26 protein-coding genes and 1 pseudogene are annotated in these 18,978 nt (G+C 63.5%); 15 read left to right on the top strand and 12 right to left on the bottom strand.

All coding sequences use genetic code 11. The annotated features are described in order from the left end of the window. Positions 1-6 precede the first annotated feature (6 nt). The 3 genes from IVB42_RS31265 to IVB42_RS31255 all read right to left on the bottom strand — a co-directional run bounded on the left by IVB42_RS31265 (position 7) and on the right by IVB42_RS31255 (position 2,959). A complete protein-coding gene (locus IVB42_RS31265; protein ID WP_247395445.1) occupies positions 7-840 on the bottom strand; it encodes an enoyl-CoA hydratase-related protein in 834 nt (277 codons plus the stop codon). 212 nt (positions 841-1,052) lie between these two features. Next, positions 1,053-2,054 (bottom strand): NADP-dependent oxidoreductase, encoded by a 1,002-nt coding sequence (locus IVB42_RS31260; RefSeq protein ID WP_018455665.1) that lies wholly within the window; start codon positions 2,052-2,054, stop codon positions 1,053-1,055. A 47-nt stretch (positions 2,055-2,101) separates the two neighbouring features. Beyond that, positions 2,102-2,959 (bottom strand): oxidoreductase, encoded by an 858-nt coding sequence (locus tag IVB42_RS31255; RefSeq protein ID WP_204513725.1) that lies wholly within the window; start codon positions 2,957-2,959, stop codon positions 2,102-2,104. A 115-nt stretch (positions 2,960-3,074) separates the two neighbouring features. On the opposite strand from IVB42_RS31255, the gene IVB42_RS31250 reads away from it, so the two are divergent. The 5 genes from IVB42_RS31250 (at position 3,075) to IVB42_RS31230 (ending at position 6,131) form a co-directional block, all read left to right on the top strand. Further along, the gene (locus tag IVB42_RS31250) at positions 3,075-3,626 is read left to right on the top strand and encodes a TetR/AcrR family transcriptional regulator (RefSeq protein ID WP_247294627.1); all 552 of its coding nucleotides are present in this window, start codon (positions 3,075-3,077) and stop codon (positions 3,624-3,626) included. A 120-nt stretch (positions 3,627-3,746) separates the two neighbouring features. Next, positions 3,747-3,929, top strand: a complete 183-nt coding sequence (locus IVB42_RS31245) for a hypothetical protein (RefSeq protein WP_018455661.1) — start codon at positions 3,747-3,749, stop codon at positions 3,927-3,929. A 25-nt stretch (positions 3,930-3,954) separates the two neighbouring features. Continuing rightward, entirely contained in the window at positions 3,955-4,827 is an 873-nt protein-coding gene (rpoH, locus tag IVB42_RS31240) for an RNA polymerase sigma factor RpoH (RefSeq protein WP_247395446.1), read from the top strand. Between the two features lie 365 nt (positions 4,828-5,192). Then, a complete protein-coding gene (locus tag IVB42_RS31235) occupies positions 5,193-5,684 on the top strand; it encodes an Hsp20/alpha crystallin family protein (RefSeq protein WP_247395447.1) in 492 nt (163 codons plus the stop codon). Between the two features lie 156 nt (positions 5,685-5,840). Then, positions 5,841-6,131 carry a hypothetical protein gene (locus tag IVB42_RS31230; RefSeq protein ID WP_018455658.1) on the top strand — a complete coding sequence of 97 codons (291 nt, stop codon included), beginning with the start codon at positions 5,841-5,843 and terminating at the stop codon, positions 6,129-6,131. Between the two features lie 69 nt (positions 6,132-6,200). On the opposite strand, the gene IVB42_RS31225 is transcribed toward IVB42_RS31230, so the two are convergent. The 5 genes from IVB42_RS31225 to IVB42_RS42090 all read right to left on the bottom strand — a co-directional run bounded on the left by IVB42_RS31225 (position 6,201) and on the right by IVB42_RS42090 (position 7,855). Next, positions 6,201-6,497, bottom strand: a complete 297-nt coding sequence (locus IVB42_RS31225; RefSeq protein WP_026232997.1) for a hypothetical protein — start codon at positions 6,495-6,497, stop codon at positions 6,201-6,203. 104 nt (positions 6,498-6,601) lie between these two features. Continuing rightward, complete coding sequence (locus IVB42_RS31220; RefSeq protein WP_026232996.1) at positions 6,602-6,835, bottom strand: hypothetical protein; 234 nt, start codon at positions 6,833-6,835, stop codon at positions 6,602-6,604. A 242-nt stretch (positions 6,836-7,077) separates the two neighbouring features. Beyond that, positions 7,078-7,257 (bottom strand): hypothetical protein, encoded by a 180-nt coding sequence (locus IVB42_RS31215; RefSeq protein WP_018455655.1) that lies wholly within the window; start codon positions 7,255-7,257, stop codon positions 7,078-7,080. 120 nt (positions 7,258-7,377) lie between these two features. After that, entirely contained in the window at positions 7,378-7,587 is a 210-nt protein-coding gene (locus tag IVB42_RS31210; RefSeq protein ID WP_018455654.1) for a hypothetical protein, read from the bottom strand. A 139-nt stretch (positions 7,588-7,726) separates the two neighbouring features. Then, positions 7,727-7,855, bottom strand: a complete 129-nt coding sequence (locus IVB42_RS42090; protein ID WP_018455653.1) for a hypothetical protein — start codon at positions 7,853-7,855, stop codon at positions 7,727-7,729. A gap of 261 nt (positions 7,856-8,116) precedes the next feature. Between IVB42_RS42090 and IVB42_RS31205 the strand changes: the two genes are divergently transcribed. From IVB42_RS31205 to IVB42_RS31190, 4 genes are all read left to right on the top strand, one after another. Then, entirely contained in the window at positions 8,117-8,992 is an 876-nt protein-coding gene (locus tag IVB42_RS31205) for an alpha/beta hydrolase (protein ID WP_247395448.1), read from the top strand. A 63-nt stretch (positions 8,993-9,055) separates the two neighbouring features. Continuing rightward, entirely contained in the window at positions 9,056-9,382 is a 327-nt protein-coding gene (locus IVB42_RS31200) for a hypothetical protein (protein WP_085359688.1), read from the top strand. A 35-nt stretch (positions 9,383-9,417) separates the two neighbouring features. After that, a complete protein-coding gene (locus IVB42_RS31195; RefSeq protein WP_256467254.1) occupies positions 9,418-10,278 on the top strand; it encodes an EamA family transporter in 861 nt (286 codons plus the stop codon). Next, a complete protein-coding gene (locus tag IVB42_RS31190; protein WP_247395451.1) occupies positions 10,275-10,847 on the top strand; it encodes an ABATE domain-containing protein in 573 nt (190 codons plus the stop codon). The genes IVB42_RS31195 and IVB42_RS31190 overlap by 4 nt, the downstream gene beginning before the upstream one ends. Positions 10,848-10,881: 34 nt before the next feature. Here IVB42_RS31190 and IVB42_RS31185 read toward each other — a convergent pair whose 3' ends face one another. Beyond that, positions 10,882-12,531, bottom strand: a complete 1,650-nt coding sequence (locus IVB42_RS31185; protein WP_247395452.1) for an amidohydrolase — start codon at positions 12,529-12,531, stop codon at positions 10,882-10,884. 501 nt (positions 12,532-13,032) lie between these two features. Beyond that, positions 13,033-13,464 carry a hypothetical protein gene (locus IVB42_RS31180; RefSeq protein ID WP_240543239.1) on the bottom strand — a complete coding sequence of 144 codons (432 nt, stop codon included), beginning with the start codon at positions 13,462-13,464 and terminating at the stop codon, positions 13,033-13,035. A gap of 184 nt (positions 13,465-13,648) precedes the next feature. Here IVB42_RS31180 and IVB42_RS31175 point away from each other — a divergent pair, with 184 nt between their 5' ends. From IVB42_RS31175 to IVB42_RS31165, 3 genes and pseudogenes are all read left to right on the top strand, one after another. Then, positions 13,649-13,822, top strand: a complete 174-nt coding sequence (locus IVB42_RS31175) for a hypothetical protein (protein WP_240543238.1) — start codon at positions 13,649-13,651, stop codon at positions 13,820-13,822. 166 nt (positions 13,823-13,988) lie between these two features. Continuing rightward, positions 13,989-15,028: pseudogene (locus IVB42_RS31170) on the top strand (glycosyltransferase family 4 protein). Between the two features lie 140 nt (positions 15,029-15,168). After that, the gene (locus tag IVB42_RS31165; protein WP_085350354.1) at positions 15,169-15,684 is read left to right on the top strand and encodes a PRC-barrel domain-containing protein; all 516 of its coding nucleotides are present in this window, start codon (positions 15,169-15,171) and stop codon (positions 15,682-15,684) included. Between the two features lie 280 nt (positions 15,685-15,964). Here the strand turns inward: IVB42_RS31165 and IVB42_RS31160 are convergent, their stop codons facing one another. Then, positions 15,965-16,192 carry a hypothetical protein gene (locus IVB42_RS31160; RefSeq protein WP_085350355.1) on the bottom strand — a complete coding sequence of 76 codons (228 nt, stop codon included), beginning with the start codon at positions 16,190-16,192 and terminating at the stop codon, positions 15,965-15,967. A 196-nt stretch (positions 16,193-16,388) separates the two neighbouring features. Here IVB42_RS31160 and IVB42_RS31155 point away from each other — a divergent pair, with 196 nt between their 5' ends. The 3 genes from IVB42_RS31155 (at position 16,389) to IVB42_RS31145 (ending at position 18,593) form a co-directional block, all read left to right on the top strand. Further along, positions 16,389-17,501 carry a DUF1236 domain-containing protein gene (locus IVB42_RS31155; protein ID WP_247399187.1) on the top strand — a complete coding sequence of 371 codons (1,113 nt, stop codon included), beginning with the start codon at positions 16,389-16,391 and terminating at the stop codon, positions 17,499-17,501. Positions 17,502-17,526: 25 nt separating this feature from the next. Beyond that, positions 17,527-17,847, top strand: coding sequence for a hypothetical protein (locus tag IVB42_RS31150; protein WP_085350357.1), 321 nt, complete (start codon positions 17,527-17,529; stop codon positions 17,845-17,847). A gap of 371 nt (positions 17,848-18,218) precedes the next feature. Then, positions 18,219-18,593, top strand: a complete 375-nt coding sequence (locus IVB42_RS31145; protein ID WP_085350358.1) for a response regulator — start codon at positions 18,219-18,221, stop codon at positions 18,591-18,593. On the opposite strand, the gene IVB42_RS31140 is transcribed toward IVB42_RS31145, so the two are convergent. Further along, positions 18,590-18,760, bottom strand: coding sequence for a hypothetical protein (locus tag IVB42_RS31140; RefSeq protein ID WP_162847249.1), 171 nt, complete (start codon positions 18,758-18,760; stop codon positions 18,590-18,592). The two genes, IVB42_RS31145 and IVB42_RS31140, sit on opposite strands and share 4 nt — an antisense overlap. Positions 18,761-18,978 lie beyond the last annotated feature (218 nt).

Below are 18,978 nucleotides of genomic sequence, written 5' to 3'. Positions count from 1 at the left end.
AAGCTCTCACCGTCCTTCGTAAACGGGTGGACGCTTCTGTGCCTCGGCATCCCGCCCTTCCTGGAAGTCCCTGGTCGTGAGCAGCGCACGATATTGGTCGCCAAGTTGGGCAAGCGCGGCCTCGGGGTCTTCGAGCGCAAGGTGCGAGGACGCAATCGAGGTCTTGATGCCGAGGGGAGCGCATGCGGCGATCTTCTCGGCGATCTCGACGGCCTTCGCGCGAGCGGCGTCGCGGTTTGTTGCCACCTCCTGAACCGTTCCCATCCGGAGCGCTTCGTTCGCATCCCAATGATCGCCCGTCAGAATGAACCGCATGGCATTTCCCCAGCCGGCTTCTCGTGGGAAGCGAACGGTTGAGCCGCCGCCGGGAAAGCGGCCGTGCGTGTTCTCGTCCTGGCCGAAATCCGTGTCTTCCGATGCTATGCGGATGTCCGCAACGAGGAAGATTTCGTGCGCCATATTCCAGGTATCGCCATGCACCGCGACAATCAGCGGCTTGGTGAGCGCCGGTTTGGTCCGCCCGAGAGGGTCGATGAAGCCGGGTCCCTCCATCATCGTCTTTCCCGATTGAGCAAATGCCTTGTAAGCGTCGACATCGACACCTCTGGAGAAGCGTTCGCCGTAGCCGAACAGAACCGCTGCACGCAGCGAGGGATCTCGATCGTACTGGTAGTAGGCTCTCGCCAGGCTCTCTGTCGCCTCCGGGTCCAGCCGATTGTCGATGCCAGGCCGGTTGATGCCGATCAGCACGATGTGGCCTTTGCGCTCGATGGTGATCTTCGTCCGCTCACCGTACGGAATGTCCGCCATCGGCGCGGACTCGTCAGATTGTGACATCATGGATTCTGTCTTCCCGTGCTGATGAGAGCGCTGCAGCGATGATGTGGTATCATGCAGAAGATTGCATCAGGCCCGACATGGGCGATCGTGCGTATCGGAAAACGCATCTGCGTTTTCGAAACGACGATGAACGAGGGTGTGGGCTCAAGAGCGTGCCGGAGCGGTGGCGGGGTGGGGACTGAGGCGATTGCGCGCGGGGCGGATCCACGCCCTCATCTCATCTGGACGACGATTTTCCCCCTGGCTCGTCCCTTTTCGAGATAGGCCAGCGCGTCTTTCGCCTGTTCGAACGGAAAGACCTTGTCGATCACCGGCCGGATACGCTCCGCCTTGAGAAGCTCGCCGATCTCGGCGAGTTGCCTGCCGTCCGGGTGCACGAACACGAACGAATACTCCGCGCCGATCTTGCCGGCGCGGCGAATGATCTTGCGGCTCAGCCATCCGAACAGGAACACCATGACGACGTTCATCCCGCGGTCGCGCGCGAACGCGGCGTCCGGCGGCCCGACCAGCGAGGCAATCCTGCTCCCCCGCTTCAGGATCCGAAGCGATGTCTCGACCGCATCGCCCCTGAGCGTGCCCAGCACCGCGTCGTAGTCCCGCAGCACTTCCTCGAATTGCTGGGTCTTGTAGTCGATCACCTCGTCAGCCCCGAGGCTGCGCACCAGATCGATATTTCCAGTGCTGGTCGTCGTCCCCACTTTGGCGCCGAAATATTTCGCGAGCTGGATCGCGAACGTGCCGATCCCGCCGGCGCCGGCGGGGATGAAGACTTTCTGGCCGGGTTTGAGACGTATGCGCTCCCTAAGAGCTTGCCACGATGTCAGGCCGACCATCGGGATCGAGGCCGCGTGCACGAAGTCCAGGTTCGGCGGCTTGAGCGCGGCGGCATCCTCCGGCACGGTCGCGAATTCGGCGAGAGCGCCTGTGCCGAGATCAAAGATGCTGGCGAAGACGGCGTCGCCCGGCTTGAAGCGGGTCACGCGGCTTCCGACCTCGACGACGACGCCCGCCAGGTCGCTGCCCAGCGTGGCCGGCAGTTCAAACTTCAGGATCGGCTTGAACGTTCCCTTCGGAATCATGTTGTCGATCGGGTTCAACCCCGCGGCATGAACCTGGACCAGGATTTCGTTCGGCTTCGGCGTCGGCCGCGGGATATCGGCCAACGCGATCTGGTCCGGCTTGCCGTAGCGCTTGAACACGAGGGCTCTCATTTTTTCTCTCGGTCCGAAGGTTCTTCGCACTGGCAAGATTGCGGCCCTCAGAAAGCCCGCGCGGTGCGGGCGGGCTGCAGCGCCGCCGTCGCATCCAGCCGCAAATCCTTTCGGATTCCGGCATCCACCAGGGCTGCGGGCGCGAACCGGCGCAGAAATCGCAGGCGCTTCGCAAGGCTGCCGGCCGCGTATTTGAGTTGCGGGCGCACCGCGCTCGCGGCCTTCAGCACGGCATCGGCCACGACGCCGGGCTGTTCGGCCGTCGCCATCACCTCGTTCACCCGCTTGGTCACGCCGGCGCGCGCCTCGCGATATTCGTCGAGCGTGGCGTCGGGCTCCATGAAGTTCGCGTCGAACGGCGTCTTGGTGTAGGCGGGCTCGACTACGGAGACCCGGATGCCCCGCGTGCGCAGTTCATGGTCGAGCGATTCCGAATAGCCTGCCACGGCGTGCTTGGTCGCGGCATAGAGCGCGCCGTAAGGCATCGGCAGAAAGCCGAGCACTGAGCCGATGTTGATGATGCGGCCGCTTCCATGGCGCCGCATGTGCGGCACGACGGCGCGCGTCATCCGGATCAGGCCGAAGAAGTTCGTCTCGAAAATCGCGCGCGCCTGCTCCATCGAGCTCTCTTCCGCGCCGGCAGGGGCAACGCCGAAGCCGGCGTTGTTGACGAGCAGGTCGATGCGACCCTCGCGCCGGATCACTTCGCCGACGGCGGCTTCCACCGATGCATCGCTGGTGACGTCGAGAGCCAGCATCTCGAATGCCTGCTTGCCCGCCTGCGCGCCCCGCCTGCTGGTGCCGAACACCTTGTAGCCGGCGTTCGCGAGTCGCTCCGCCGTCGCCTGGCCGATGCCTGAGGAGGCGCCGGTCACTAGCGCGATCTTCGGTGTAATCCTGTTCATAATGCCTCTCCGACGCCACTACCGGGCCTGAAATCGTTTGATTACGATCGTAACTATTGATATACATGACGATCGTAATTATAAAAGTCAAGCCCCGCCTCTAAGGATCGGTCCCATGCGCGTCTCAAAGGAACAGGCCGCCAAAAATCGCGAGCATATTCTCGAGACTGCCTCGCGCCTGCTGCGGGAGCGCGGCATCGCCGGCGTCGGTGTCGACGCACTCGCCGAGGCGGCCGGGATGACGCACGGCAGCCTCTACAGCCAGTTCGGCTCCAAGGAGCGGCTGGTCGAGGAGGCGGTGGCCCATGCGATCGACGCCAAGGGTCAGGAATTCCCCGAGGCCTTCGAGCTCGAGGACTATGTTTCGCACTATCTCTCGCCGGGGCATCGCGACGATCCCGCCGCCGGCTGCCCCTTCGCTGCGCTCGCCTGTGAAGTGTCACGTCAAAGCGGCGGCCTGAAGCAGCGTTTCACCGCCGGCGTGCGCGGCGTGATCGGCTTGCTGAGCAGCCGAATGGCCACCGATCTGAAGCCACGCCAGCGCGAGGACAAGGCGCTCGCCGCCGCCGCCTCCATGGTGGGAGCCCTCGTGCTTGCCCGCGCCGTGGACGATCCCAAGCTGTCGGACGATATTCTTCGCGCGACGAGGAATTCGCTGGCGGGGTGAGGCCGCGTCCCGGCGGGGCGCCGAAAGTCCGGAACAAAATTCCGGTGACGACGTTCGACGTCGCGGACAGCCAAAAGCGATGGCTGCCGATCTTCGACATCGACATACTTTCGAACGCGCATGGATGACTACAGCGATCTGGTGCTCGGCATGTTGGCCCTGGCCGTCGCTGCCCTCCTGTTGGTGGCGGGCGAGCTCTATCTCGTGACCCGGCCAGAGCCGCCGCAAACTCACGCGCCGGCCCCACCGGTCGTTACATCGTCGGCCGAAACCATTTTTTGTCATGTCGATTTTGGAGCGTAAGCAGACCAACTCGAAGAGGTGGGCAATGGGACGCACTGCAACTGTTCCGATGCTGTCGTCTGAGGGCGGATTGACACATTACCTGGCGGAAATTCGCAAGTTTCCGATGCTGCGGCCCGATCAGGAAATCGCCTACGCCAAGCGATGGCGCGAGCACGGCGACCGCGAGGCAGCCTATCATCTCGTCACAAGCCATCTGCGGCTCGTTGCCAGGATTGCGATGGGATATCGCGGCTACGGCCTGCCGGTTGCGGACATCATTTCCGAAGGAAACGTCGGCCTGATGCACGCCGTCAAGCGTTTTGAGCCGGAGCGGGGCTTTCGGCTCGCGACCTACGCGATGTGGTGGATCAAGGCGTCGATCCAGGAATACATCCTGCGGTCCTGGTCGCTGGTCAAGATTGCCAACAGCGGGGCGCAGAAGAAGCTGTTCTTCAAGCTTCGCCGGACCAAGGCGGAAATTTCCGCCCTGGAGGATGGTGATCTCCGCCCCGAGCACGCCAGCCGGATCGCGCGGCGGCTCGGCGTGCAGGAGAACGACGTGATCGAGATGAACCGGCGCCTCGGCGGCGACCTGTCGCTCAATGCCTTGGTGCACGACGCCGACGGCGGCGAAGTCCAGGACTGGCTCGTCGACCCCGCGTCCAGTCCTGAAGCCGCGTACGCCGAGCAGGAAGAAACCAGACGGAGGCGTGAAGCCCTCGCCGGCGCCATGGGCGTCCTCAAGCCGCGCGAGCGCGACATTCTCGAGGCGCGCTGGCTCTCCGAGCCGCCGCTGAGACTTGAGCAGCTCGCGGCACGGTATGGCGTTTCACGCGAGCGGGTGCGGCAGATCGAAATGCGCGCGTTCGAAAAGGTTCGGGCTGCTATCGGCGGGCGCCTGGCAGCCGGCTCTTGAAACCAAATCGCCGCCTCCTAATTCTTTTGGCAGCCGCATGCGAGTGCGGTGCCGGACGCCAAAGCAGGGTCCAGCAAGGCCATCGGGGCTCGCCCCGGTGATGCTCTTAATCCATGTTGCTCACAGGAGGATGTGGTTATGAGAACCGACGATATGTCTCCCCTCTGGCGTTCGACCATCGGTTTCGATCGCCGTTCCGCCGCGTCGCATCGCGATCGATGCTGCCGGCAACGCCGACCCGAAATCGAGCACAAGCAGGCGGCCTGACGAGCTGATCGTCCGGGCTTTGCAGCGCGTGCGTGGCCCTCGCCGCGCGCCGAGCTGCGCCAATCGACCATCAAGACAGGAGATAAGGAGAAACGACAATGGCACTACGCGATCTCATTCCGTGGAACAACGGCTCACGCAACATGGCCGTTCAGCGCGGCGAAGCCGGCAACCCGCTGCTTGCGCTTCATCGTGAGATGAACCGGCTGTTCGACGACGCCTTCCGCAGCTTTGATCTCAGTCCGTTCGGCTCCTCGACCGCAATGGGCTGGCCGAACGTCGAACTCGACGAGAGCGACAAGGAAGTCAAGGTCGTCGCCGAGCTTCCCGGTCTCGAACAGAAGGACGTCAACGTCGAGCTTGCAAACGGCGTGCTGACGATCAGCGGCGAGAAGAAGAGCGAAACGGAAGACAAGGAGCGTCTCTTCAGCGAGCGTTACTATGGCCGTTTCGAGCGGCGCATTCCGGTCGATGACGTCGACCAGGAAAATGTCGCGGCTTCCTTCAACGACGGCGTTCTCACCGTCACCCTGCCGAAGTCACCGGCGGCACAACAGAAGGTGAGGCGCATCGCGATCAAAGGCAAGTAAGCATGAAGCGGCGGGCGGGAGCCGCCGCTCTCGCCCGCGCGCGGCCGGCGGCCGCATTCGCGTCCGTCGGCTCGCTGCAAAATTTTTGGGAACGCTCGGAAACTTCAATTCCGGTCTGGCGTTTTGCGGTCGGTTTCCAAGTTCTGGGAGTCGCACATGAAGAAACTTGCTTTGGTCCTGACGATGATCTCGGCCCTGTTCGTGGCGGCGGCCTCGCCGGCGGAAGCCCATGGCTGGCGCGGCGGCTGGCACGGCCATTGGGGCGGTCCCGGCATCGGCTTCGGTCTTGTTGCCGGTGCGCTTGCGGCGGGGCTGGCGGCCGATGCCTATTATGGCCCGCGCTTCTATGGCCCGCCCTACGGCTATTATGGACCGCGCGTCGTGCGGCGGGCCTATTATGTGCCTTACGCCTACGCTCCACCGCCCTATTGGGATCCCTGGTGGTGACGAGACAAGGCCCGGACCATCATCCGGGCCTTTTGCGTGAGGGCAATCGGTCAGCGGTTCGCGGCGCGCCTATTTGCGGTTCGCTCCCGTCGAGCCTGAGCCCGGCATAGCCTGCTGACCGCCCTGGGTTTGCCTGGTGTCGTTGTCGCCTGGCCGGGTCGTGGAGGACTTGGCCGGTGCGTTCGCGCCGCCGCCATTGTTGTCCGATGACGTGTTGAGGCCGGAGGCTCCCGCTCCCGTCGTGCCGCCGGTGCCTGAGGAGTCGATGCTCGACCCGGTCCTGGACGCACCCGCGCCGCCTTGCGCGAATGCGGAAGAGGGGAATGCGAGAGCCGCAACGAGCCCTGCGAGAACCAGCTTTTTCATGTCCGCTCCTGTGCTTGACGTCGTCACATGCCGTGCCGAGGCAAAGATCTCGGCACGCACCTGTTCCTGGGCGGGAGCGGAAATCCCGCGACAGCGACGATGAGTCATCCCGAGCTCATCGCACGCGGGGCGATCCGTTCCTGCGCCTGCGGCGTCAACTCGTAGCGATCGCCGGCTTTCACCAGCCAGCCCGCCTCGATCATGCGTCGCGTCATGCCTGCGCTGCACAGCGGGTGGCTGCCGCCGGGATGAAACAGCGCGCCCTCGCGTTCGATCAGGTAGCCGTAGAGCCGCGCCTGTCGAAGCGGGTTTTGCATCCCTGGTGTGGGCGCCTCCATGGTCTCTCGCGCAGTCCTCCAAGACGGCCTGAGATGCCGGGCCGATCCCCCGTCAGGCGGCCCCGGCCTGTGGCCCGGGGGCGGGGCTTCGAGCCGAGGCCGCCATTGCCGGAATCGCAAGGACCCGGCGCGGCCCAATACGCAACGGCCCCAGGTCGTTCCAACGACGTCGTTCCTGCGAGCTCGGTCCTACAAACTATCCGTTGCTCTTTCCGGATGGGGGTGTCGGCAAGGCGAATTGCCTAGGCCGACCAACGATCCTGCTCTTCCTGGTGAGCATGCTCGTTCAGCCGTTCGGCGATCTGATCCGCGATCTTCTCCGACTCGGCCGAGGCCACCGGCTCGCCCTTGTGGGTCCTGAGCTTGTCCTTGTCGGCTTCGATGGGAAAATCGTCGGGCTTCAGTCCGGCATCCTTGGTCATGGCGCGCCTCATTGTGTCTCGCATCCGGAAAACACGGGCGAGGGCCGTTCGTTGCTGGAACAATGAAGCCGCGATCGAAAGCCACAGCCGGGCTCAAGCGCCGCGCGGCCCGCGCTTTGCTCAGGCCCCGCCGACGGCCCGGATCACGGTCCCGCTGCCGCCGCACGTCGCGCAGGGCGCGCCGTCGATCCGCCCCTTGCCATGGCAATCCGGACACACATCTTCGCCGGTGCCCATCGTCCCCGGTGCGGCTTCGTCCCCGGGGTTGAGCGCCGCCGAACCCGTCGGCGGTGTCCCGGTCTTTACGCCCTCCGTGTCGGTCTTGGTCATCTGCAGCTCCCTCGAAAAGACCGCAACGCGTCTTGCCGCAGGAAGTGCCAATCGTGATGTCAGATGCGGTGCACGTCAGTCGCGAGCCTGCGCAACCTGGGAAAGTACGCCGTCCGCATTGGAGGCCATCACCTCATCATCACCGCACGCCCGTGCCTTTGCAGCGCTGGCACTTCACCACCTTGTCGCCCTTCTTGAGCAGGCCTTTGCCTTCGCAGTTCTTGCATTTCTGCTTCTTCTTGATGTTGGGGCCTTTTTCATTGGTCATGGACGGCTCCTGCCGCGAAAGAGCGGTTGATTGAGCATTGTATGGGCGGGTTCTCGGCGAGAACACGCAGCGTTTCTGGTGGGCAGCCCAGCGGAACAGCCGAACGGTGCCAGATAAGCCCTACGCTCATGTCGGCTGCGGCACCACCCGCACAACGATGGCGCGTGATCGCGCCGATTGTTCGTCGCCACACGGCTCCCTAGCCTCGGAACGTTCACCGCCTAAATGCATTTAGGTGGTGTAAAGACGATGGAGGCCCGAATGGCGAGCGGGCTCACGCACCGGCGCTTGGCGTTGAACGGGATGTCGATCTTCTATCGCGAAGCGGGACGCGCCGGCGCGCCGGTCCTGCTGCTGCCGCACGGCTATCCCTGTTCCTCCTTCCAGTTCCGCCGGCTGATGCCGGCGCTCGCCGACCGGTGGCGGACGATCGCGTTCGACTGGCCGGGCTTTGGTTACAGCGGCACGCCCGACCCGTCGGAATTCGCCTATGATTTCGACGCCTATGCAGACGTGCTGGCCGGCCTCGCCGATGCGCTCGGCCTCGGACGATACGCCTTGTGGCTCCACGATTACGGCTCCCAGATCGGGCTAAGGCACGCGATCGCTCACCCCGAGCGGATCGCCGCGCTCATCATCCAGAACGGCGATATCTATGAGGATGTGCTGGGCCCGAAATACGCGACCATCAAGGCCTGGTGGGCCGACAAGACGCCGGCGAGGCACCGGCCGCTCGAGGAGGCCGTGAGCGAGGATGGCTTCCGTGCGGAGTTCGTTGGCGAAGTGACGGACGACGTCGCTGCCCGGGTGCCGCCCGACCTCTGGAAGCTTCATTGGCCACTCATGGACACGCCAGTGCGCCGACAGGTCTGCGTCGGGCTGATGGAGAAGCTGGAGGAGAATCTCGGCTGGTTCGCGCGCTATCAGGCGTATCTGCGCGAGCACCGTCCTCCAACGCTCGTGGTGTGGGGCCCCGAAGACGGATACATGCCGGCCGAGTCCGCCCGCGCCTATCGCCGCGACTTGCCTGATGTCGATCTGCACCTGCTCGACGGCGCCGGACACTGGCTGCTCGAGACGCATTTCGATGAGGCGCTGCCCCTGGTCCGCGCCTTCCTTGCGGGTGTCCATGCCTGATCGTCCCACGGCGCGGCCTTCGCCGCGCTGGTGTCCCTTCGCCGCCTAAAGGAGGAAGCAAGCATGCCAACCAATCCTTCCATCGCACGAATCTGGCGTGGTCGTACCCGGCGGGACATCGCCGACAGCTACGAGCAATATCTGCGCGCTGAAGGCATTCCGCCGCTCGAGAAGACGGCGCTCGGCGTCCAGCTGCTGCGCGAGGACCTTGACGAGGAGACATGGTTCACGACCATCTCTTACTGGTCCGACATGCAGGCAATGACTGCCTTCACCAAGGCCGAGCCGACCAAGGTGCATCACCTCGACCGCGATCCCGAACTCCTGATCGAACTCCCTCAAAGGGTGGAAATCCACCGCGTTCTGGTCGATCGGTACGGCATGCGCTGAGCACGACGGTGCGCAACTTTGTCCTCTTCGCCGCAATGTCGTTGATCTGGGGGCTGACCTGGGCCGCCATCAAGGTCGGGCTCGGCGATCTGCCCCCGCTGCTGCTCGCCGCCGCGCGATACCTGCTGGCGGCCGCACTGCTGGCCATCGGGGTGCGCGGGGCCGGCGCCGCATTCGCCGAAGGCCGCGCACGGCCAACGATCGTTTCAGCTCTGCTGGTCAACACCGGCACCTACGGCTTGCTGTTCTGGGGGATGCAGCACGTGCCATCAGGGCTGTCGGGGCTGGTCAACCTTACCCTGATTCCGGTCCTGCTGTTTGCCCTCGCCGCGTTGACCGGCGAGGAGAGGCCGACCTGGCATCATGCCGTCGTGCTCGCGATCGGTTGTGTCGGTGTCATCGGGCTGTTCTGGGCGCGGCTCGGGGCCGAGTCCGATGCGAGCGGCCTTGGGCTCGCGGCGATCGTCGCCGCGACCGTGAGCTATTGCGTCGGCAGCGTGGTCGCGCGTCCGTTGGTCGGTCCGGTGAAGCCCCTGGCGCTGACGATGGTGCAGGCGGCGATCGGCGGCGCCGCCCTGCTCGTCCTTTCGCTGGTGCTGGAACCCGTATCGAGAGACACGCTCGACGCTTTCCTCACTCCGGCGGCAATCGGCAGCCTGTTGTTCCTGTTGCTGCTCGGAACGATCGTGGCTTATACGATCTATCTCGTGCTGCTGCGTGAATGGGGTACGATGCGCGCAGGTCTGTATGCCTTTGTCTCTCCGATCATCGCGCTTGGCACCGGTGCGTGGTTGTTCGGCGAGGCGATCGGCTGGCTCGAGATCGGCGGCGCTGCCCTCATGCTGGTGGCCGCCGCGATGGCGCTGCTCCGGCCTTGGGAAGAACGTCCGACGTGAAGCGTTTGCGCAGCATCGCCGATCGACCGCCGCCGCTTCACCGCGTAGCGGGGAATCTGGCGCTCGATTTCGCCAACACGATCAGCTGGCGCGGCACGGACCAAGAGGTCGATCACTTGCGCGACGCCGAGGGAATGCTGGCCTGGGCCAGGGATGCTGGACTGGTGGGCGTCGATTTTTCGCCTAATGCAAGGCAGCGGGCGTTGCTGGTCTACGATGGCCGGCGCCTGCGCAACGCGATCGACCAGGTAGGCGCTGCGATCGCGGACGGCGACGAACCGCCGGCGCTGGGCATGGCGGTGATCCACGATGTTGCGGCCCGTACCTTCACGGCCGCATTGCTGACCGGTTCGCCGGCCACCATCGAATTCACGCACGGGGACCGAATCCTTGGTCCGCTTGCCTGGGCTGCGGTCGACCTGCTGCGCGGCGACGAACTCGACCGATTGAAACGATGTCCACAGCACGACTGCCACTGGCTGTTCATCGATCGCACCAAAAACAGATCCCGTCGCTGGTGCGAAATGGCCACCTGCGGAAACCGCGCAAAGATGCAATCGCGCCGGTAAGCCGACAGCCGCCTTGAACAACAAGCCTCCAGCTCTATCTTGCGCCCGCGAAAGCATCCGCTGCGTAGACGACCTTACCGCCCACGACCGTCAGCAGAGACGATGTGGCGCCAATTTGCTCGACGGGGACCGACATGAAGTCCCGATCGAGAATCGCGAAGTCGGCGAGCTTGCCGGTCTCCAGCGTGCCGCGCCGCGTCTCGTCGAAGCAGAACCACGCGCTTCCCACTGTGTAGAGGCGCAAGGCATCTTCGCGGCTGGGTGTTTCGTCCGGGCCGCGCGTCGAGTGTCCACCGACGGTCTTGCCGTCGAGCATCCATTGCAGCGCCACGAACGGATTGTAGGATGCGACCCGATGCGCATCCGTACCGGCCCCGACATGGACCCCAATGCGCAACGCCGTCACGATCGGCGGCATGCTGCGCGCGGCTTCGCCCACCTGCGCCACGATACGGTCGCCTCCGAGATACATCGCGTCCTGCATGGTCCAGCCGATACCAAGGGCTTTCATGCGCGCCAGCGTTTGGGGCGAGGTGTTGTCGAGATGGGCGATGGACCAGCGCAACGGCGCGAGCGGCGTCTCCTTGTTGACCTCGTCATAGAGGTCCAGGAGGTGATGGACGGATTTGTCTTCCTGCCAGTGGATGGTGACTGTCAGCCCTTGCTTGGCCGCCCAGCGAATGATCTCGCGGAACTTGTCCTTGGCGGCCGCGTCGGGCGCATTGTTGTTGTACATGGCGCCGGTGATCCGCTCGCCTAGTCCGTTGAACCGCAGCATGTCGTCGCCGAATCCCATCGGCAGGAACGGCGTGAGAGTCTTGTACTCGTCGAATTCCGCGCCGACATTCTGGGCGAACAGGCTGAAGGCAACGCGAACCGACAATGATTTGTCACGCCAGAGCTTTTGCAAGGCCGCGTAGTGGCTGGGATAGATGCTGAAGCCGCCGGGATCCACGATCCCGGTCACGCCGAGACGATTGAGCTCCGTGAAGAACTGCCGGGTCCCCGCGACATTCTCTTCGAAATTCGGCCTCGGCAGCCGATCGAACAGCGCGGAGATACTGACGATGGAGCCGTTGAGCCACCCCGTGGCGTCGCCCGATGCGGCGCGCTCAGTCGTGATACCGGCCGGCAACTGATCCGCTGATATCCCGAGGGATTGCTGCGCTTTCGGCGTCATTAGCACCGCGGAATAGAACAGCTGGATGTAGGCCGGATTATCGGGAACGGCCGCCATCACCTCGGCGAGCGTTGGCCGCCGCTTCTCAGTAAACTGCAATTCGCTCCAGCCGCCGGCCACGATGATCCAGGATGCCGGGCGCGCTGTTGCCGCCTGGCGCAAGCGTTCCATGGCCTCGGGAATCGTCTTTGCGCCGATCCAGTTGACCTCGGTTGCGTAGGTGAGGCCGGCGCGCACGGCGTGAATATGGGAATCGATCAATCCCGGAATGATGGTGCGTCCACCTGCGTCGACCCGGCGCGTCGCGGGCCCGATCAGGCCTTCCACGGCATCGTTGCCGCCAATAGCAACGATCCTGCCGTCGCGGACTGCGAGAGCCTGCGCGATCGTCGATGCGGGATCCAGCGTCACGAGCTTTGCGTTCGTGACAATGAGGTCGGCCTTTTGTGCGTAAGCCAAACTGGCCCAGCACGAGATCACCAAAATCGCCAGAAGCTTTCGCATGGTCAGTCCCGAAATGAGAGAGGCAGGTGTGAAAGAGGCCGAAGCGGCGCCACACATCCGCCGCTGGATGCGCTCGCGGACATCGCGTGTCGCAACGGTGTCGTGATATTGATCATGTCTAGCACCAACAAAATCAGCCGGCCCACCGAAAAATTTGGTGGCGGCCCAAGCAATTGATGTTGCAGCCGCCTTCGCCCGCCTCGCAGCAGTTCGTCCGTCTTCGCTCTCACTTCGTTCAATCTACGCCGGACACCACGCTTCGCCCTCGTTCTCCGCGCGGCTGCGCCACCCGTAGCCCGAGGTCAAGAAAGAACCGCCCGGACGCATCGCATCACAGGCGCGCCCGCATCCAAAGCGCTCGACGAGGCCGGCGACGAGAGCGCCCGAACGACGCCTTGCCTTCGAACGGCACGACCCGTTTTTCCGGTGGATTGTGGTAAGCGGAAAGAAAAGGCCGCGCCTTCGGGTGCGCGGCCTTCGTTGCGTTCAGACGGACCGCTCTCACCAGTGGTGGCGATGCCAGCGGTGCCGAACGACCGGGTAGGATCCGCGGTAATAGGCGTATGCAGGTCGCACGACTCGACGGTAGCGGTAGCCGTAGGACACGGGCGCCGTGTAGTAAGTCGTGGTGGCGTACCCGCCACCCCAGCGATACGGCTCGTCATACCCGTAGTCGTACGCATAGGGTCCGCCGTAATAGCCCGCTCCATAGTAGCCGGGGCCACCGTAGTAGCCATAACCTGGTCCCCATCCATACGCCGACGAGGCAAGCCCGCCGATCACAGCGCCGGCCAACAGGCCGCCGGCGATGCCCGGTCCCCAGCCCCCTCGCCAGTGGGCTTCTGCAGGAGACGTGGCGGCCACCGAGGACAGACCAAGAGCGCCGACCAGCAGCGCCGACATCGCGATCTTCTTCATCGAGATTCCTTTCACATTGCTGCGCCCTGTCGATAACGGGAAAAATAGGCAATGGTTGCAGCTGCACCCCCGCGGCGAGGGGGCAATGGATCCTCGCCTCCTGACTCACCTCCTTTCGTATACTTCCGGGAAAAACTGGAAACCTTCCAGATTGCCTTGAGTTGGCAGCGACTGGGTTCGGTCTCCGGAGAGAGTAAGTATGGTCGACGAAGTCGTCTTGAAGAACGCCACGGAGACCGCCTGGACGGTGTATCGGGCGCGGCACCCCGAGGTCGATGCGCATGACAGCCGGCGCTGCCTTCTGGAGCGCCACCTCCACAGCAGGTCGGAAGCGCGAGAGAGCGATACCGAAGAACTCGCTGGCTTGGGATAGCCTACCTGCAGCGGCTTCCTCCAGACGAATGTTGACGATCGTGAAGACGCTCGCAGCGCGCGTGGTCCGTGGAAGCACGAGGCCCAATTGGACGCTGCTTGCGATTTCATCCCTCATTTCCGCTGGGATCGTCACGGTCCTGCGGTCCGTGTTCGGGGCCTAGCCGATGCGGATTGCCCAGCTTGCTCCCTTGGCCGAGAGCGTACCTCCAAAGCTCTACGGCGGCACCGAGCGTGTGATAGCCTGGCTGGTGGACGAACTGGTCGAATCCGGGCACGACGTCACCCTGTTCGCAAGCGGGGACTCGAAGACGAAGGGAAAGCTCCACGCGGTGTGGCCGCGCGCGTTGCGCCTGGGGCGGAAGGGTGCGGATCCGAACGCCGCCTGCGCGCTTCTGATCGAGGCCATCGCCGAGCGCGCGCGCGACTTCGACGTGATCCACTCCCACGTCGACTGGTTGCCTCTTCCGGTGCTGAGCCGGACCGGCGTGCCTTTCCTGACGACGATGCACGGTCGGCTCGATCTGCCCGGCCTGCCCCAGGTAATCGGTGCCTTTGCGGACGCTCCATTCGTCTCGATTTCCGCCGACCAGCGTCGGCCGCTTCCGGAAGCGAACTGGATCGCGACGATCCAGCACGGACTGCCCAAGGACATGTTTAGGCCCTCCTACGAACCAGGTTCGTACCTGGCCTTTCTGGGGCGGCTGACGGCGGACAAGGGTCCGGAGGACGCTATACGAATCGCGCGCGCGGCCCGGATGCCGCTGCGGATCGCGGCCAAGATCCCTCGGCGGAGACGGCCTACTTCAAGAACGAGCTCGAGCCGAACATCGATGGCCAGGCGGTTCAGCTCGTCGGCGAGGTCGACGACGCGAAGAAGCAGCCGTTTCTCGCGAACGCAGCGGGCCTGCTGTTTCCGATCGATTGGCCCGAGCCGTTCGGTCTGGTGATGATCGAGGCGATGGCCTGCGGGACACCCGTGATCGCTTATCGATCAGGCTCGGTACCGGAAGTCGTGGAGGATGGCGTCACGGGCTTCATCGTCGACGGTGAGGAGCAGGCGATCAGAGCAGTGAAAGAACTGGGCCGGCTGGACAGACGAGTGGTCCGCGCCCGGTTCGAGGAGCGCTTCGCCGCAAGCCGGATGGCGAAGGAGTACGACGCCCGATATCGCGACTTGGTCGCTCGCAGAGGACGCCTCGCGTGAGAGATCTATTGCGCGGCTGGTTTGTCGGACAGGCGCGATCGAATCCTTGGCAATCCGTTCCCCGTCGGGAACAAGCGGTAATTCGGGGCGTTGAAGCCGGGCATCCGAACGGATGCGGCTCACGTTGGAGGAGATAATCCATGAAAAGCTTCCTTGCCGTCGCGTTGCTTGGCACTGCTGTGATCGGCGGCGCTGCTTTCGCGCAATCCACTCAGCCCGTCGATCGCACGGCGCCGGCGGCCACCGCCCACCCCGCCGATGCGAAGATGGCGTTCAAGGGAAATTGGCGCGCCTCGAAGCTGATGGGCCTGAACGTCTACAACGAGGCCAACGAGAAGCTCGGCGATGTCAACGAACTGCTCGTCGACAAGAACGGCAAGATCAACGCGGTGGTTATCGGCATCGGTGGCTTCCTCGGCATGGGCGAGCACGACATCGCGGTCTCCATGGACAAGCTGAAGTTCGTTGAAGAGCCGGTTCGAACGAGCTCGAGCGGCACGTCGACCCCGGCCCGCGACACCACCACGACCGGGACCGCGTCCACAACCACGACGAACCGCACCGCGAACGATTGGGTTCCTGACCACGCCGTCATGAGCGGCAATAAGGAGCAGTTGAAGGCGCTACCGCAGTTCAAATATTCGGACTACAACTAAGCGCGACGAGTGCTCTCGGCGAATTGGGGCCCCATTACGGGGCCCTTTTTTGTGCCCACAGGGCTAGTGTACCGATCTGGCGCAATGAAAAACGGCCCGCCCAAATCATTGGGCGGGCCGTTCATCCGTGCGGGGTCATCCGCTCAGTGCATGTGAACCAGGAAATAGCCGACGCCGCCAACAACCAGGACGGCTGGAACGGCCCACAAAATCAGTACGGGCATTTTTTCCTCCAATCGTTGTCAGAATGCTTAAACGGCTCTTACCGCCGTCGCGACTATTACTGCTCGGTGCAGACCTTCGTGGTCTTGACCGCGGACTCTGCCTCTACCTTGGTCTTGTAGACGCCGTCGCCCACGACCGTCGTGGTGGTTGTGGTCGGCTTGGTGTCGACGATGGTGCACTTCTTGGTGGTGGCATCGCGCACGATGTAGAACTCGGCGGCGCTGGCGGCCTGCGTGCCGAGGGCGAAAGCGGCAAGAGCGCCGCACACGATAAGCTTCTTCATGGTGTTCTCCTCAAAGTGAAAATGACTCGTAAGTAGTCATTGCCAACGACGCTGCGCGACCGAAGTTCCCACTCTCACGATTTGCACAATTTCGGGATAAAAGAAAATGCACATCTCGCGCAATTGCCTAGTTTTCCCCGAATGGAACCACGCGTCTCGCCCCAGGTTGTCCGACGTCCGCATTAAGGAGGTTCAGATGAACAAGCGTTTATTTTTGGCTACCACCGCTGCAGTCGCGATCGCGACTTCCGCTTTTGCCCAGTCGTCTCCGAGCACGTCGAACTCCAATCCGCCGTCTCGTCAGCAGGATTCCACATCCACGACGCCGTCGACTTCGCCGACCAATTCATCTTTGGGATCCGCACAGTCCGCCAATCCTTCGACGAATTCGGCCCAGACGCAGTCGCCGTCCTCGAGCGGTCAGACCGCTGCAGGCCAGCCGTCCAATTCGGGTGCCGGCACCAACACCACGCAGGCGCCTGCCTCGAACAACTCGACCAACCAGGCTCAGACCAATCAGCCGTCCAATCAGACAACTACGCCTTCCAACCAGGCGCAGACCAATTCTCCTTCGAACACGAATACCCAGACGCAGAGCGCCAATCCGCCTGCTCCGGGCAACAACCAGGCACAGTCCCCGGCGGGCAGCGGTTCGACCAACACGGCGCAGCAGCCGAACAATCAGCAGAACACGGCCGATCGCTCCTCGAACACCAACGTGAACGCGTCGGTGAACATCAACGATCAGCAACGGACCCGGATCAGCACGTCGATTTCGCATCTGAACGTGCAGCCCCTCAACAACGTGAACTTCTCGTTGTCGGTGGGCACGGCGGTGCCGCGCGATGTCCGCTTGCAGCCGCTCCCGGCGGAGGTCGTCGAGGTCGTGCCGCAGTACAGAGGCTACAACTTCGTGTTGGTGAAGGACGAGATCGTGATCGTGGAGCCTTCGAGCTACCAGATCGTCGCGGTCCTCCCGTACTCGGGTCGTTCGACCGCGGCTGCGCCGGCCCGCACCGAACAGCGCAAGGTGACGTTCAGCGATCGCGATCGCGAAGTGATCCGCAAGCACGCCAAGGCGCGTTCCGAGGCGCGTCCCGTCGAGCGCGAGCGGCAGACCACCGGCAGCACCGCGCGCACCGAAATCCGCAGGGGTGAGCGCCTGCCGGCAGACGTAGACGTGGAGACGTTCCCCGAGGAGGTCTATCGCGACGCACCGAGCCTGCGGGAGTACCGGTACATCAACCGGGATAGCCGGACTTACATCGTCGAACCGCAGGAACGTCGCGTCATCGAAGAGATCGATTGATCTCGTCACAACAAGGAGAACGAACATGAGGACTATTGCTCTCGTAGCGTTTGCGGCCACCGCCATGCTCGCGTCGGCGGCCTCGGCAGCTCCGCTCAATCCCAGTCTGGTTGGATCGGAGGAGGCGGCAAACGTCGATCAGGTTCGCCTGGTCTGCAACGAGTACGGCCGCTGCTTCCGCACCCGCGGTCCCCGCTATGTGCAGCGTTACTACGGCGACGATGACAGCTACGTCGTGCGCAGGAGCTATGGCTCCTACGGCGGTCCGGGCTATTACGATCGCGGATACGGCTATTACGGAGGCGGGCCGAGCATCGGCTTCAGCTTCGGTACCGGCCGCTGGTGATCGATGATCTAGGCGCCGCCCGCAAGGGCGGCGCCATTCTGGATGGATCGACAGTTCAGTCTGCCGCTCCAGCGGGCCTCGTGTGGCTGCCAACGATAGGCAGCCGATCAGCCTCGCGGAGCAGTCAGGCTCAGGCTCATCACGCGTACGACGAGGTTCTGAGAGCGCTACGTCGATCCGCAAGGGAACGATCGGCATTCCACCGCGTCGAGTCCTTGCTCTCGGCCCCCTTGCCCCCCAAAGCCCCAGCCGGGAGCAAAACCTAGCCCATAGGTTGGCGACCTCGACCCCGGTCGAGGTCGTTTATCCGTTTCCCTCGTGAATTCCGGGCGTCGTGCCGGCCGCTGCGGGAGCATCGACCTTCTCCAAGGATCCACGTGAACCGCCCCAGACGATCTTTCTTCCTCGTCGAAGACGAAGCCTTGATCCGAATGATGCTCGTCGACATGATCGAGGAGCTTGGACACGCTGTCGTCGCCGAGGCAGGGCGGATCGAGGATGCGGTGCGACTTGCGCACGATCCGGCCTTCGATATTGCCATCCTAGACATCAACCTCGGAGGTCCGACAAGCACTCCCGTCGCGGAAATTCTCGCGAAGAGATCTGTTCCGTTCGTCTTCGCGAGTGGCTACGGGCAAGAAGATATACCCGAGGGCTTCAAGAATAGACCGATGCTGCGCAAGCCCTTCCAGTTGGATGGTCTTGACCGAGCGATCCAAGCGGCCGTGGCGGAGCATGAGAACTAGCCGCGTTCCACCTTCGAACCGGTCTCCTGCCGCTGCGGATTCAGATCTGCTTCGAGTTCGGATATAATGTCCTGCAGCAGCCGCGCAGCCAAAGGATCCGTCGTCTCGGCGTGAAGCTTGCGGAATCGGTCCAGTTCCTCGGCGTGTTTTGGTGATCGATCGACCATAGTGTTCTCGCAAGCTCCGACATCATCTACGTCACAAGCCGTCCATGGTTGCAGAGGAAATCCGAAAATGCTTCGCGGTCTTCAGCTGTCGAGCGCGATCGAGACTTGCACCTTGTCAATCGGCCCTTTAATTGCGGTTTGTTGTCAAGCTACCATTCTTCCTCTCTCCAGTGACACGCCGGTAGCGATTGCTCCGTCGGAGCTGGTCAGGTTGCGGA

This window comes from Bradyrhizobium sp. 45, from assembly GCF_023073155.1.
GTDB lineage: Bacteria > Pseudomonadota > Alphaproteobacteria > Rhizobiales > Xanthobacteraceae > Bradyrhizobium > Bradyrhizobium canariense_D.
Note: the sequence above shows the minus strand (reverse complement) of the source record. Positions and strands in the feature narration are given on the sequence as shown.

Bases quoted from the DNA above. Each gene is read 5' to 3' on its own strand.
- IVB42_RS31265 (WP_247395445.1), bottom strand. From the start codon at position 840: ATGATGTCACAATCTGACGAGTCCGCGCCGATGGCGGACATTCCGTAC.
- IVB42_RS31260 (WP_018455665.1), bottom strand. From the start codon at position 2,054: ATGAGAGCCCTCGTGTTCAAGCGCTACGGCAAGCCGGACCAGATCGCG.
- IVB42_RS31255 (WP_204513725.1), bottom strand. From the start codon at position 2,959: ATGAACAGGATTACACCGAAGATCGCGCTAGTGACCGGCGCCTCCTCA.
- IVB42_RS31250 (WP_247294627.1), top strand. From the start codon at position 3,075: ATGCGCGTCTCAAAGGAACAGGCCGCCAAAAATCGCGAGCATATTCTC.
- IVB42_RS31245 (WP_018455661.1), top strand. From the start codon at position 3,747: ATGGATGACTACAGCGATCTGGTGCTCGGCATGTTGGCCCTGGCCGTC.
- rpoH (WP_247395446.1), top strand. From the start codon at position 3,955: ATGGGACGCACTGCAACTGTTCCGATGCTGTCGTCTGAGGGCGGATTG.
- IVB42_RS31235 (WP_247395447.1), top strand. From the start codon at position 5,193: ATGGCACTACGCGATCTCATTCCGTGGAACAACGGCTCACGCAACATG.
- IVB42_RS31230 (WP_018455658.1), top strand. From the start codon at position 5,841: ATGAAGAAACTTGCTTTGGTCCTGACGATGATCTCGGCCCTGTTCGTG.
- IVB42_RS31225 (WP_026232997.1), bottom strand. From the start codon at position 6,497: ATGAAAAAGCTGGTTCTCGCAGGGCTCGTTGCGGCTCTCGCATTCCCC.
- IVB42_RS31220 (WP_026232996.1), bottom strand. From the start codon at position 6,835: ATGGAGGCGCCCACACCAGGGATGCAAAACCCGCTTCGACAGGCGCGG.
- IVB42_RS31215 (WP_018455655.1), bottom strand. From the start codon at position 7,257: ATGACCAAGGATGCCGGACTGAAGCCCGACGATTTTCCCATCGAAGCC.
- IVB42_RS31210 (WP_018455654.1), bottom strand. From the start codon at position 7,587: ATGACCAAGACCGACACGGAGGGCGTAAAGACCGGGACACCGCCGACG.
- IVB42_RS42090 (WP_018455653.1), bottom strand. From the start codon at position 7,855: ATGACCAATGAAAAAGGCCCCAACATCAAGAAGAAGCAGAAATGCAAG.
- IVB42_RS31205 (WP_247395448.1), top strand. From the start codon at position 8,117: ATGGCGAGCGGGCTCACGCACCGGCGCTTGGCGTTGAACGGGATGTCG.
- IVB42_RS31200 (WP_085359688.1), top strand. From the start codon at position 9,056: ATGCCAACCAATCCTTCCATCGCACGAATCTGGCGTGGTCGTACCCGG.
- IVB42_RS31195 (WP_256467254.1), top strand. From the start codon at position 9,418: ATGTCGTTGATCTGGGGGCTGACCTGGGCCGCCATCAAGGTCGGGCTC.
- IVB42_RS31185 (WP_247395452.1), bottom strand. From the start codon at position 12,531: ATGCGAAAGCTTCTGGCGATTTTGGTGATCTCGTGCTGGGCCAGTTTG.
- IVB42_RS31175 (WP_240543238.1), top strand. From the start codon at position 13,649: ATGGTCGACGAAGTCGTCTTGAAGAACGCCACGGAGACCGCCTGGACG.
- IVB42_RS31165 (WP_085350354.1), top strand. From the start codon at position 15,169: ATGAAAAGCTTCCTTGCCGTCGCGTTGCTTGGCACTGCTGTGATCGGC.
- IVB42_RS31160 (WP_085350355.1), bottom strand. From the start codon at position 16,192: ATGAAGAAGCTTATCGTGTGCGGCGCTCTTGCCGCTTTCGCCCTCGGC.
- IVB42_RS31155 (WP_247399187.1), top strand. From the start codon at position 16,389: ATGAACAAGCGTTTATTTTTGGCTACCACCGCTGCAGTCGCGATCGCG.
- IVB42_RS31150 (WP_085350357.1), top strand. From the start codon at position 17,527: ATGAGGACTATTGCTCTCGTAGCGTTTGCGGCCACCGCCATGCTCGCG.
- IVB42_RS31140 (WP_162847249.1), bottom strand. From the start codon at position 18,760: ATGGTCGATCGATCACCAAAACACGCCGAGGAACTGGACCGATTCCGC.